Source organism: Methanoculleus sp. SDB (assembly GCA_001412355.1).
Classification (GTDB): domain Archaea; phylum Halobacteriota; class Methanomicrobia; order Methanomicrobiales; family Methanomicrobiaceae; genus LKUD01.
On the sequence record LKUD01000003.1, the window covers coordinates 1 to 12,469 of the forward strand.

A 12,469-nucleotide genomic window follows, 5' to 3' on the forward strand; every position below is an offset into this window, starting at 1 on the left:
AAAAAGAAATCCCCCTTTTTTTCGCCCCGCTTTATGTCCCCCACTCAAAGAAGAGTGCCCGCACATCTCCGAACCCGATCACGGCATTATCATCATAATCAAAACACTCTATCGGTTCATTTGCCGGGATCCAGGCATCATAGTATTCGAAAAATGTGCGAATATCGCCGAAACTGAAGACGCCGTCGCCATTCACGTCCTCAAAGAGCCTGTCCCCGTCGGGATCCTTCGGGAGAGCGGTGTAGCCGGGGAACGGGGAAAGGACCGGAGCTGGAGTGACGGTGATATACCCGGCCTTCACCTCGTCGTCGCTCCCGCCTGCGTTGGTCACGGTAAGCGTCACGGTATACGTTCCCGCGGCAGTATAGGTATGGATCGGATAGTGTTCTGTTGAGGTGGCACCGTCCCCAAAGTCCCATAACCAGGATGTAGAGGCCGGATCTTCCATCTTCTCCGACAGATCGGTGAAGGCAACGGTGAGGGGAGGAATTCCGCCGGTCCCGGGGCCGAAATCCTCCGCATCGTCCAGATAGACGGTAAACAATCCTGCAGATGCATCGCATACGGCAGTGAACCGGACCGTATGAACCCCCGAATACCCGGAGACGTCAATCTTTTCAACCCGGGTGATAGTCGACGCATCGGGATAGTGCGCCACCCCGGTTCCGTCAATCATGACCTGAAGATAGCGATCCGTAAAACCGTAGGACTTGCGCCAGAAACTCAGGGTGGAGACGTCGGTAAGATCAATGTCCTGCTCAATATAGGCAGAACCTGATGCCGGAGCCGTTAATTTCGCACTATAAATGCCGGAATTTTTCACAGAGGTGCTGGCTGCAGCATTCAGTGACGTCCAGCCAGCGAGATCCCCTGTCTCGAATCCGCCGTTAACCACCTGATTTGTCTTGATTCCTGCCGTAAACTCGGCAACCGGCGCAGGAACAGGTTCATCCGTAGAGATCCATATCCTGTCGACATATTTCAGGGTATAGCCGCCCAGCGAGGGGTATTCGATACCGCCGCTCATATAGTAATACCAGTACTCCGACGGGAGTCCCCAGGCCATGTCACCCAGCCCGGCGACGTGTTCACCCACGGGATTTCCCGAATCGTCTGCTAAAAAGGTTGCCCGCATTCCGGTCGTATAATCAGGCCCGGCATACCCGCCGGTGGAACCGCTTTCACCGCCTCCCGTCGACCACCAGGTCACTACATAGGGTCCGAGCCGCGTATCGGGAGTGTAGACGGCAGCATACGGGAGCTCTTTGTATGCGTTATCCGTTGCGATGATACGGACGGATGATCCTTCCGGAACGCCGCCTGCGAGGTCGCAGAGATCTTTCACGTCGGTCCCCTTCAGTGTTCCCAGATTTTTTGTCTGCCAGTTGACCTCCTCGTTCTGCACGTACTCGATCCCGTTCCAGAACCTGTCCCATTTCTCTTCGGATTCATCCCATGAGGGAGCTATCCCCCCCGGCCAGTCGTTACGGTATTCCGGAAACCATACCCCGTAATTGGCCTCCCACTCCCCCTCAAAAACAGGTCCCTGGAAGTAGTAAGAGGTCAAACCGTCACCGTAAACAGGGAGATTTGCTTCCATCCACGACATATTCACCGTCGTTTGGCCAATAGGTGTCAACCCGTCGCTTGCCAGTCTCGTGACCGTCACTGCGGTCGTATAGGCACTCGCAGGTGCGGCAACGAGCACAACCCCACATACCAGCAGCAGTAGTGCAATTCGATTTCTCACCGTGTCTTTCATACCATCACCCTCTTATTTCACCCATCGGACGACGTGCCGGTTTGGGCAGGGATTCTGCTTCCGGAATGCTGAATACGTCGTAGTAAATCCAAATGCAAACATGCACCGGGGTTGAAATAAAACTTATGGCTAATTTTACCAATTTATCAATTAAAAAAGGTTAATCCACCGATAAAAGGGTTCGGGACGGTCATAATATCTGCTGCTTATCAGGAGAATGAACATGCGATTAGAAAACCGCCCCGATCCCCTGTCAGAACGAAGCTTTAAACGTCAAATTTCCGTCAGATATCAAAACACTCAAAAAATACATGATGTTTTATCAGGATCCCGGCCACAGTACGGTCCCGCGGGCGAGATGTGGCAATTGCGCTCTCCGTCTCCCCAGTTCCACCCGGAATGTTCGCAGAACAGGCGGTGCATGCACCCTCAACCGCCGCAGAGCACCGCAATCCGCCGGGCCGCCGCTGCAGCGGTCGAGAACGCCGCCTGCAGGTTGTAGCCGCCGGTGTCGCCGTCGATGTCAAGCACTTCGCCGATGAAAAACAGCCCCGGAAAATGCCGGGATTCCATGGTCTTCGGGTTGATCGCATCGAGCGCCACCCCGCCGGCGGTGACCATTGCCTCGTTCAGCCCGCCCAGTCCTGCGACGGTGAAGGGATGGCGGATAAGGCCGGCGACGAGGGCGGCACGTTCCGCCCGTGACAGGTGGGCGCCGGTACGGTCGGGAGATATGCCGGTGATTTCAAGCAGTCGCCTGACAAAGCGCTCGGAAAGCCCGAATTCAAGAAGCAGGGTCCTGACCTGCCGCTGTCCGCGGGCCGCGATTTTTTCCGTCAGCTCCCGGTGCAGCTCCGCCGGGTCCCGGCCGGGAAGGAAGGCGACGGCCAGCACGTCGCCCTCCCGTACATACCGGGAAAGGTGGAGCACTGCCGGACCGGAAAGACCGTAATGCGTCAGCAGCAGGTCCCCGGTCTGCTGCCGGATCTTTCTCCCGTCCCTGTACAGGGAGACGGGCAGGTTTTCAAACGACGTCCCTGCACAGTCCGCAAAGGGATAATCCACCACCGTTACGGCGGCAAGCGCAGGCGCCGGCTCGGTCACCGAATGGCCGAGCCCCGCTGCAAAGGCGTATCCGTCGCCCGTCGAACCGGTGCCCGGGAAGGTGACACCGCCGGTGGCGATCACACAGCAGCAGGCCGGGTATACGGCCTCCTGCGATACGATGACAAAACGGCCGTCCCCGGCAGCAACGCTCCGCACCGGTTCGCTGGTCCGGATCATGACACCGCGTTCCCTGCAGGCGGAAAGGAGGACAGCAAGGACATCCTGCGCTTTCCTCGACGCAGGAAAGACTTTTCCTCCGGATTCTGTGGTTGTGGAGAGGCCCCGCGCCTTAAAAAACGCAAGCAGGTCGCGGTTGGTAAATCCGCGAAGGGAAGGCCGAAGAAATGAGCCGTGATCGCCGTAATGGGAGAAAAAGTCCCCGATATCCCCTGCATTCGTCAGGTTGCACTGCCCCGTGCCGGTGATCAGCAGTTTCCGCCCGCATGTGGCGTTCTTCTCAAGGACCAGAACCCGTCGACCCTCACCGGCTGCCTGCAGCGCACAGAAAAGCCCGGCAGGGCCCCCGCCGATGATCACCACCGTGCAGGCCCCGAGTCGAGCCGTATCCTCATTTCCGCCCATGCACAACACCATGCGTCGTTTCCTAAGATCTATTAAATCAAATCATAACGTTTTTATCCTTTATATTTGGTATTAAATACCATGGCAAGTATATTATCTGGTTCCGAAATTGAGATTCCTGATGAAATACAAAGTGTATTGCTACCAGAAGAAAATGTATTATTCGCTTTCCAACAATCTGGATTAGGAAATTTAGCAGGAAGTGTTGGTGGAAAATTAACAGGATTGGAATCAATTTTTGTCACTGATAATCGGATAATCAAAATGACCCCCACTACTCTTGGTTTAAGAGCAAATATTACAGATCACCTTTATTCGGATATGGCGAACGCAAATTTAAAGAAAGGTATTTTAGCAACTGATTTATTCATTAATATGCGACACAATCCACAACCTTTTATGATTAAAAATATTCCAAAAGACGGTGCAAATGACATATTAAAGACTATTCAAATGGGTATTGCAGGGAGAATAGGGGGAGGAAAAAAATCACAGGGGCAATCCCAAGTTGTTGTTCAGGAACAAGTGGATATTGTAGATCAGATCAAAAAACTATCAGAATTGAAAAATGCAGGTATTTTATCTGAGGATGAATTTGAGACGAAAAAGAAAGAGTTGCTTGCAAAAATATAAATCTTTTTAATATCAGGTGATTGTAAGATCCACCTCACCTTTAATTGGAATGGAACTTAGATCAAATAATTTTTCTGAGAATGGCAAGTTCATTTTTGAGAACTGATTATTCGTGGATTATCTCTGGAAGAAATGTGAGAGTACTTTCTGTACTTCTTGTTCTTCCTCTTAATCCTTCTTTAATCAAAGATACTAGACTCTGCCCACAATATGCCGGTGATACTGCCGGACGTCATGGCAAAGGTGAAGGCGGCAATAATAAAATAATCTTTTTAGTACCGGTCACAATCAAAGCAGGAAAACTCTCTGAGCGTATCCCTGCGGGATTTCCTAATAGTGAGTCGGATGCGAATGGCCACCGTACCCGTGCATTGGTCAGGTATCACAGCTTCTCCTGCCGCGTGTATTCCCTCAGCAGTGACGCAACAGCGAGCGGCTTCGTTCTGTGAGAAAACCGTCGCAGCTATCCGCCCTTTCACCGGGATATCGATGACGGCAGACCCTCCCGGAGCCAGCGCCATGCCTCTGTCCGGTGCTCCGTTCCGAAGAAACGGACGTCGGCCCCGGGAAAGAGGAAGAAATGGTCGACGTTTACCAGGCGCTTCACCCAGTCTTCATCACCAACGATGGCTTCCCGCTCAACGTACAGGATCCGCTCCCGCTCCCGGATATCATCGTCCATCGCACCGAAGTCCTCGCTCTGCATATCGGAGATATCAACGAGCACGCGGATCGTTCCGAACGTCTTGACAGCCCGCCGCAGGGCGGGAATAAACGATCCCATGTAGTCATCATCGGTAATCTCCCCGGAAAATTGGAATCCAAGCACATTGCCGGAGCTTTCAGATAGTTCCTCAATCACGCATCGTCACCTCAATCCCGTGCGAGGGTACCCGCACGCCTGGCACGGACGGGTCCCCCACCGGGAAGTGCCGTCCCCGTGGTGAGCATGGGAACGGGCGGATAAATACCTTGTCGCCCGCGGACGGTAGTGTCTGCGGACGGGGGGCCCGGGCGGCACGATTCCGGTGCTGCAATTGTTTATCATTAGAGATAACCAATAAGGCGAATAATTAAATACTTTTTAGGATGAGGTATTGCTAATGAACATTCTCGTCTTTATGGCGACGCTGCTCTTCGGGTTCGCCCTCGGGTTTTTCCTCTACGAGGTGAAGCGCTACAAGGTGGGGGGCGTTATTGCCATTCCCCTCCTCGTGATTTACACCCTGCAGGACGTGGCAATTCTCCCGGTTTTCATCGTATCGGCACTTGTCTGCCTCTTCGTGATGCAGGCCGTGGCGGAAAAAACCCTCCTCTACGGGAGGAGGCTCCTCTACGGATACCTTGGAGTATCGATCCTTGCCTCGGGCGCCATCATCGAACTCGTCTCGTTTGTTTACGCTCTCCACCTCGAGGAGATCATCATCTTCACGATATTCCCGGGGATTATCGCGTACAATATTGCAAAAGAAAGCTATACCGTCGAAAGCGGATTCCAGAGCGCCGGAATGCTGGCTCTCAACTTTGCGGCGGTGTACCTGTTCGCCGTGGGGCTGTCGGCGATCGTCTGAGGGAGAACCATGAAGGCATTCATTCCAGAGATCCACCGGTCCGGAGACATCCGGGCGTTTGAAGAAAAGATCAGCCGGATTTCCATGCGTGTACTTGTGGAGGGGACCCGGGGGAAATCCTCGACGGTGATGCTGCTCGAAGAGATGATCCGGGGTACCGGAGCCCGGACCCTTGCAAAGATCACCGGCGAATCCCCGCAAATCATTCATAACGGCGAGCATATCGACATCTTCCGGGAGCGGGACAATATACTGCTCGATTACGACAACATTCCCTCGGTCATCAGTCACGATGTCGACGCGATTATTTTTGAAAACCAGGCCATTACGCCCTACACCATGCGGTATATCCATCACATTCTTCGCCCCCGCCATATCATCATCCCGAATATCAGGATAGACCATACGGAGGGGCTCGGAAACGATCTTGCCGAGATGACGGAAAATTTCGCACGAAACTGGCTGGTCACCGACGAGCTGAAACACGTCTACTACAGCGAACCGATCCCGAAAGTCCATGATCTCGTCTTCCCGATCCTCCGTGATTTCGCCGGGCAGCACCCCCGCCACGTGGTGCTCCACGACGTTTCGATCCCTCCGGAGTACCGGGAGATTCCGGGCATCGAAAACTTCTGCAATGCGGCCGCTTTTATGCAGAGCACCTTCGGCATACATGAGAACCCGGCACCGTTTCTCCGCAGGATCACGGAGAAACTCAAGGTGAAGGTGAACTGCCGTTCGGTCCGGTACGTCAACGCGGCAAAGATCAACGACCCCATCTCCCTCATTCACATGCTCAGGTACCTCCTCCGGCAAACCCCGGAGCAGGTCGCTCTCGTGGCGTACTTTCGCAAGGATCGCGTAGGAAGGAGCGATATATTCGAGGACTTCTTCGGTGAAATCGATGAGAAGTTCGGGGACCGGATCGAACGCATCTGGTTTGCCGGATTCGGAACCGGGCACGTCTTTAAGCACTTGCCGCCCCGCCTCCGGGAGAAGACGGCCATCAACACGGATAGTGATGACATCGAAACGATTATCGCCACGGCAGAGGCCGACAACCTCATCGTGATCCCCATCATCAACCGGGTCAACCCTTTCATGGACCGGCTGTATGCGTGGCTGGAGGACCCGGAGAAGGCAGGCACCAGAACCCGGTACGCCTTCAGCGCGGTTTCGGGCCTCAGGGAGCTCCCTGCATCGGCATGCCCGGAACAACCGCCCGCCGACATGATGTTTCTGACGGCCCGTGACAAGAACTTCTGAGATACGGGCGGGACGGGCCCGGTCAGGGAGTTTGAAGGGATGCGGGCCTCTTTCTCCCCCCATCTCCCCTATCTGCAGTATTCACCCTTGAAGAACCAGTTCCGGTAGACGATCGGCGTGATGACGGTGGTCAGAAGGCTCATCAGGACGATCGCGATAAAGATTCCCTGGCCAATAAGCCCCTTGTTGAGCCCAATAAGCGCGACGATCATCGCCACCTCGCCCCTCGGGGCCATACCAAATCCAACGATCAGAGAATCTTCGCGGCACATCCCCATAATCCGGGCAGGAAGGCCGCACCCTATCACCTTGGTGATGATGGCAACCACGGTCAGTGCTATGAGAAAGTAAAAAATCTCCGGAGTGAGCGCACGAAAATCCGCAAGAATACCGAGCGAGACGAAGAAGATCGACGCGAAGATGATCTGGAGGTATTCGGCGCCTTCCTTGACGTCCTTGCTGTTCCGGAGCCCAATCCCCTCGAAAGCGACCCCGGCGATGAATGCCCCGACAATCCCCGACAGACCCATCAGGTCTGCGAACATGGCATAGAGAAACGCGATCATCATGGCGAAGATAAAGACGAACTCAGGATATAACTGCGCCAGACGTGAAGCATCCATCCGCTCGATGAGATGGCTCACGGCAAAGAGCCCGATGGCACCGCCGATGACGATGAAAGCGAGGGCTTTGGCAAGAACAAACGATATCGAGACTGCCGAGATGCTCCCGCTGACCAGGTCTTCGGTGAGGGAGAGCGCAAGCAGTGAAAGGATGTCGTCGATGATGGCCACGCCGATGATCGCTCTCGCAGCTTCGGTCTGGAGCATGCCGATCTCTCTGAGGACATTGGCGGTGATGGCAACACTGGTCGCGGTGAGCGCTGTGCCGACGAAGACCGCGCTTGCGAGGTCGAATCCGAAGAGGAGGGCTGTGAAGTAGCCGCCAATCCAGGGTATGACGACGCCGATTAAACCAATGACACCGTAGCGTATTTTGAGGATATCCTTGATATTGAATTCGAAACCGATGACAAAGAGAAGGATAATCGCTCCCAGGTGAGCCAGGCTCCGGACGAAGTCCGTGTAGGTGATCAGGCTGAGCATGCTCGGTCCGACCAGTATCCCCACGAGAATGGCCCCTATCACTGCCGACTGGTTGATCCGGGATGCCAGAAGGTAGCCGGCAAGTGCGAGGAAGAGGAGCAGACTCATCTGGAACTCGATAGAGAATGCTATGCTCTCCATACAAAAAGTACAGTTGTCTGGCCTTAAATAATTCATGCATCAGGCTCTTAATTCTCATCAGTATGGGGCTGTTTTGCCGGAATTTACCTGCGAAACTCCGCAGGGAGATGAGAACCGCGGGAAGGCGGCCTGCGGAAAATTATTGAAAATCCCTCTACAAAGTGCCTGAAAAAAAGTGCAACATAAGGACTCACCAGAACGATTCCGGATCGGTTACAGATACCCCGGCCCTCCCCTCCTCCCGGTGATTTCCTGCGACTGTGGGGGGTCATGATCTGGCGCAGCGGATGCAGACAGACAAGGGTGTGCCACCTGTTATAGAAGTCGGGTGAGTCCCGCCGCTGGTGCACGGCGCCGGAGGGGTGCTAAAAAGCTCGCGCAGGTCGATGAGCGGAAAGACCGGCGGGGCGGGCCCGGTGATCATGCTCCGAAGCGATGCAACAGGAAAAGGCATTTGAATCTTCGTGCCTCACCCAAATATCACGGGAAATCGCTATGAACGAAACCGCGACAACCACTCAGGCAGCCAGCCCCCTCACTCTTCAGGCCCTCGGGTGGGACGAGGCATGCGACGAGACATTCGCCCGGTATTCGGGCCCGTATAGTGCCGGGCGGGTGTCGAGCAGGCACCGGACGGCCTTCGACGTGCTTCTCGCCGGGGGTCCGGCGAGAATGGGCATCTCCGGGGCACTCCGCCGCACGGGCCGGGCGCCTGCGGTCGGCGATTTCGTCGTGATTCTCGACCGGCCGGAGGAGGGCATTCGTATGATCGTGGATATCCTGCCGAGACGCACCACCTTCTCCCGCGGGGCACCGGGAGAGGGCGGCGACGAACAGGTGATTGCCGCGAACATCGACACCGTTTTTATCGTGACGGCCGCAGGCGCCGACTTCAACCTGCGCAGACTCGAACGGTACCTTGCGGTCGTCCATGCATCCGGGGCGAAACCGGTGATCGTGATCAACAAGGCCGACCTCGCAGATGACCCCGAAGACCTCGTTATGCGGGCCTCCGCGGTTGCGGGGAACGTACCGGTCGTCGCGGTCAGTGCGCTCCGGGAGGGCGGCCTTTCCGGGCTGGACGAATTTTTGCAGCCGGGGACGACCATTGCCCTTATCGGTTCTTCGGGGGTGGGCAAATCCACCATCATCAACGGGCTCATGGCAGGAGCAGTGCAGGAGACGGGGCACGTCCGCGAGTGGGATGGAAAGGGCCGGCACACTACGAGCGTGCGCCAGCTCTTCGTGCTCCCCGGCGGAGCGATGCTCATCGACAACCCCGGCCTCCGGGAGATCCGGCTCGGCACTGCCGGACCGGGTCTGGGTGACACCTTCCCGGACGTGCTCGAGCTCGCCAGAGGGTGCCGGTATCCCGACTGCCGCCACGGAAACGAGCCCGGCTGTGCGGTCAGGGAGGCAGTCTGCGAAGGCCTTCTCCCGGAGGAGCGGCTCATGAGCTACCGGCGGCTGGCACAGGAAGCCGCATTCCAGGCCGAAAAGGCCGATATCGGGCTGAAACGCCTTGAGAAGAAGCGGTGGAAGGGGCTCAGCAAAGCGGCCCAGCGATATCGTAAGGATCAGACGTGGTGAGAGGCCCGTACACGCGGGGATCGTTTATTTCCGGGAAATTCTGCCCGGTTCCGGGCGGGTACATCCTCGTTTCGTCAACTTGCCTCGGCGGAACGCGTGATGATTATGGCTATGATGGCCGGGATATGACTCCCGGCACGTTTGAGATTGTCGGATACACCTCATCCCCGGCGCATTCCGGGGAATTCTCGGCTGCAATGCCCGGGTCCTGCGGCGGCGGGCCTGAACAGCCACACTTTTTTCCGTGACGAACGGCCGGGGACCCTCCGCCCCGTGAACGGGCGGGGGTGCCGGATTTCACTGGATAGCAGTAATGAGAAATAGTTTATTTCTTCGATAATTCACAATATTTATCCATTTATCCTCCCCACAATCACTCACGGGATCGGTGTCTCGGGAGCGTATCCGGTCACACAGGCGGATTGATTGATATGAAACAGATTCGGGCGGGGAGTGCTCTTCTCCTGATCGCATGCTGCTGTGCTGCGATGCTTCTGGCAGGCTGTTCTGCCCCCTCATCGGAGAAGAGCGTCCTGAATGTTGTCCCGGCAGGCAGCCTCCTCGGTCCGTTCGAGGTAATAGAGCAGGAATACGAAGCATTGCACCCCGATGTCGACGTCCGTATCGAGGGGCACGGCAGCATTCAGGCCATCCGGCAGGTGACAGACCTGCACCGCCGGGTGGATGTGGTGGCGGTTGCGGACGAGTCGCTGATTCCCGAGATGATGTCGCTCCCCGTGGCGGACGGAGAAGGGCGGTACGCGGAATGGTACATCCCCTTTGCGATGAACCGCATGGTCATCGCCTATACGAACGCAAGCCGGTATGCCGGCGAGATTACCGCCGAAAACTGGTACGACATTCTTGCCCGTCCCGGTGTCCGTTTCGGCTTTTCGAATCCGGTGCTCGATGCGGCAGGCTACCGGGCGCAGATGGTGATGATGCTCGCTGAAGAGTATTACGGGTTGCCGGGGCTGTACCATGCCACTATTGCCGATCATCTCGGGAATCCGGTACCGGTTGTCCGTGACGGATCGGTGGCAACGGCACTCCTTCCCGAATTTTTAGAGCCTGAAGCGGAAAAAATCGTGATTCGGGACGGAAGCATATTTTTATTATCCCTGCTCGATGCCGGCGGTATTGATTACGCGTTCGAGTACCGGAGCGTTGCCCGGCAGCACGGGCTGCAGTGGATCGACCTCCCGCCCGAGATAGATCTGGGATCGCCGGAGCTGGCCCCCCGGTACGCCACCGTCGCAGTCCGGCTTTCGTTCCAGCGGTTTTCATCCATCGGCAGTCTCCGGACCGGCCGGCCGATAGTCTATGCCATCACCATACCTACGACGGCTGAAAACCCGGAGGGTGCCGCCGATTTCATCAATTTTACGCTCGAACGGTTTGCCGGGGGGAGAACGTCGTGGCCGACACCCCTTTCCCCGGAAGCGGTCATCGCGGTACCTGTAGCCTGAAGGATACCGGCCACGTGCGTATCAGGAGCTGTCAGGCCGACACCGGCGGACCCGATAGAAAGTCCGGTGGAAAATCTCTCTTTTTCCTTTTTTCTTCTTTGGCGTGGCGGGGAGGTATTGGACGAGCCGTGCCCCGGATACCTGTTTACCCCAGTGATTATCACCAGACATTATCCCATTATTACATCAAATATGATTTACGGATTGATAATCAAATAATTTTAACTTATGAATGATATAAATGGAAATTATTTTACCAAATGGGGGGTTAAGGTAACCATAACCCGATAGAACCCGACTGTCGTACTGGAGGGGGACGGCTGGTGTGTGGAGCAACCGCCCGGCAGTTCTGCGGGAGGAGAATTCGATGAATGCAATGCGTGTATTTCTGATGGTACTGTGTCTCGTGGTGGCATGCGTCGGCGCGGCGGCGGCTGCCCCGACGACCACGGTCACGATTACCAAACTTGCCAGTGACGGCGTGACCGTCATTGATGAAACAACGGTTGACTATGTATGGCTCGAAGCCAATCTGCCGGTGATGGGTGACGGGACAACCCATTACTACCACCAGGGCCCGGTCTTTTTGGATGATCCTGACCCGGCGACTGAGGAAATGCTCCGGTGGAACCCGGCGGAAGACACGAATGTCCTGACAAAGGACATGGGGGCCGTCAAGGGCACGAACGTAAAAGATCTCTGCGATCTGGTCGGGGGTATGAACGCTGGCGAGGAAGTGCTGGTCAAGGCCTCCGATGGCCTCTCCAAGACGTTTGCCTACGAAAACGTGTACGGTTACTCCTCCCGGGAAGGCCCGATGGTGCTTACCTGGTACATCGATGGCCTCTCCACGTACCCCTCGGGATCGTATCCCGACACCGGCTACTCTGACGGCATGCGGTTGGTCTGGTTCGCCGACGACGCAACAAACCCGTTCGGCGTGCATGCGTTCGGGAACTGGAACTGGCACGAGGCTGCGGCACCGGAGTACTGGTACTACTATTATTCGGGAACGGAGATGTACCCCACCACCACCGGCCTCTCGGTGAAGTACATCTCGGACATCATTATTCTCAGCGATGATCCGGCACCGGTCACGGACGTCCTGTATGACGGCCCGGTGACCCTGACATCAGGCGCGACCTTCGACGTGACGGCATACTCCCTTGATGCAGCCGGCACTGCCTACACCGTCAGCGAGACCACCCCGCTCGGCGCACTCGAGGCAACGGGCCTCTCCTA

The 12,469-nt window shown here is 56.1% G+C and carries 11 protein-coding genes; 7 read left to right on the forward strand and 4 right to left on the reverse strand.

The annotated features are described in order from the left end of the window. Positions 1–31: 31 nt before the first annotated feature. Positions 32–1,600, reverse strand: coding sequence for a hypothetical protein (locus tag APR53_01950; GenBank protein ID KQC05827.1), 1,569 nt, complete (start codon positions 1,598–1,600; stop codon positions 32–34). A gap of 591 nt (positions 1,601–2,191) precedes the next feature. Further along, positions 2,192–3,451 (reverse strand): hypothetical protein, encoded by a 1,260-nt coding sequence (locus APR53_01955; GenBank protein KQC05828.1) that lies wholly within the window; start codon positions 3,449–3,451, stop codon positions 2,192–2,194. 225 nt (positions 3,452–3,676) lie between these two features. Between APR53_01955 and APR53_01960 the strand changes: the two genes are divergently transcribed. Then, positions 3,677–4,084, forward strand: coding sequence for a hypothetical protein (locus APR53_01960; GenBank protein ID KQC05829.1), 408 nt, complete (start codon positions 3,677–3,679; stop codon positions 4,082–4,084). Between the two features lie 475 nt (positions 4,085–4,559). Here APR53_01960 and APR53_01965 read toward each other — a convergent pair whose 3' ends face one another. Continuing rightward, a complete protein-coding gene (locus APR53_01965; protein KQC05830.1) occupies positions 4,560–4,946 on the reverse strand; it encodes a hypothetical protein in 387 nt (128 codons plus the stop codon). Between the two features lie 241 nt (positions 4,947–5,187). Between APR53_01965 and APR53_01970 the strand changes: the two genes are divergently transcribed. After that, on the forward strand, positions 5,188–5,655 hold the full coding sequence (locus APR53_01970) for a hypothetical protein (protein KQC05831.1): 468 nt from the start codon (positions 5,188–5,190) through the stop codon (positions 5,653–5,655). Between the two features lie 9 nt (positions 5,656–5,664). Next, positions 5,665–6,921, forward strand: a complete 1,257-nt coding sequence (locus APR53_01975) for a hypothetical protein (protein KQC05832.1) — start codon at positions 5,665–5,667, stop codon at positions 6,919–6,921. Between the two features lie 68 nt (positions 6,922–6,989). Here APR53_01975 and APR53_01980 read toward each other — a convergent pair whose 3' ends face one another. Next, on the reverse strand, positions 6,990–8,168 hold the full coding sequence (locus APR53_01980; protein ID KQC05833.1) for a sodium:proton exchanger: 1,179 nt from the start codon (positions 8,166–8,168) through the stop codon (positions 6,990–6,992). Positions 8,169–8,663: 495 nt separating this feature from the next. Here APR53_01980 and APR53_01985 point away from each other — a divergent pair, with 495 nt between their 5' ends. The 4 genes from APR53_01985 to APR53_02000 all read left to right on the forward strand — a co-directional run. Further along, the gene (locus APR53_01985; protein ID KQC05837.1) at positions 8,664–9,758 is read left to right on the forward strand and encodes a ribosome biogenesis GTPase RsgA; all 1,095 of its coding nucleotides are present in this window, start codon (positions 8,664–8,666) and stop codon (positions 9,756–9,758) included. After that, a complete protein-coding gene (locus APR53_01990) occupies positions 9,752–10,006 on the forward strand; it encodes a hypothetical protein (protein ID KQC05834.1) in 255 nt (84 codons plus the stop codon). Before APR53_01985 ends, APR53_01990 begins: the two co-directional genes overlap by 7 nt. 183 nt (positions 10,007–10,189) lie before the next feature. After that, positions 10,190–11,227, forward strand: a complete 1,038-nt coding sequence (locus APR53_01995) for a tungstate ABC transporter substrate-binding protein WtpA (protein ID KQC05835.1) — start codon at positions 10,190–10,192, stop codon at positions 11,225–11,227. Between the two features lie 325 nt (positions 11,228–11,552). Further along, a partial coding sequence (locus APR53_02000; GenBank protein KQC05836.1) for a hypothetical protein occupies positions 11,553–12,469 on the forward strand: 917 nt, incomplete at its 3' end.

What these genes read in the sequence shown, in the direction of transcription:
- APR53_01950 (KQC05827.1), bottom strand. Translation starts at nt 1,600, where the DNA reads ATGGAAGCAAATCTCCCTGTTTACGGTGACGGTTTGACCTCTTACTAC.
- APR53_01955 (KQC05828.1), bottom strand. Translation starts at nt 3,451, where the DNA reads ATGGGCGGAAATGAGGATACGGCTCGACTCGGGGCCTGCACGGTGGTG.
- APR53_01970 (KQC05831.1), top strand. Translation starts at nt 5,188, where the DNA reads ATGAACATTCTCGTCTTTATGGCGACGCTGCTCTTCGGGTTCGCCCTC.
- APR53_01975 (KQC05832.1), top strand. Translation starts at nt 5,665, where the DNA reads ATGAAGGCATTCATTCCAGAGATCCACCGGTCCGGAGACATCCGGGCG.
- APR53_01980 (KQC05833.1), bottom strand. Translation starts at nt 8,168, where the DNA reads ATGGAGAGCATAGCATTCTCTATCGAGTTCCAGATGAGTCTGCTCCTC.
- APR53_01985 (KQC05837.1), top strand. Translation starts at nt 8,664, where the DNA reads ATGAACGAAACCGCGACAACCACTCAGGCAGCCAGCCCCCTCACTCTT.
- APR53_01995 (KQC05835.1), top strand. Translation starts at nt 10,190, where the DNA reads ATGAAACAGATTCGGGCGGGGAGTGCTCTTCTCCTGATCGCATGCTGC.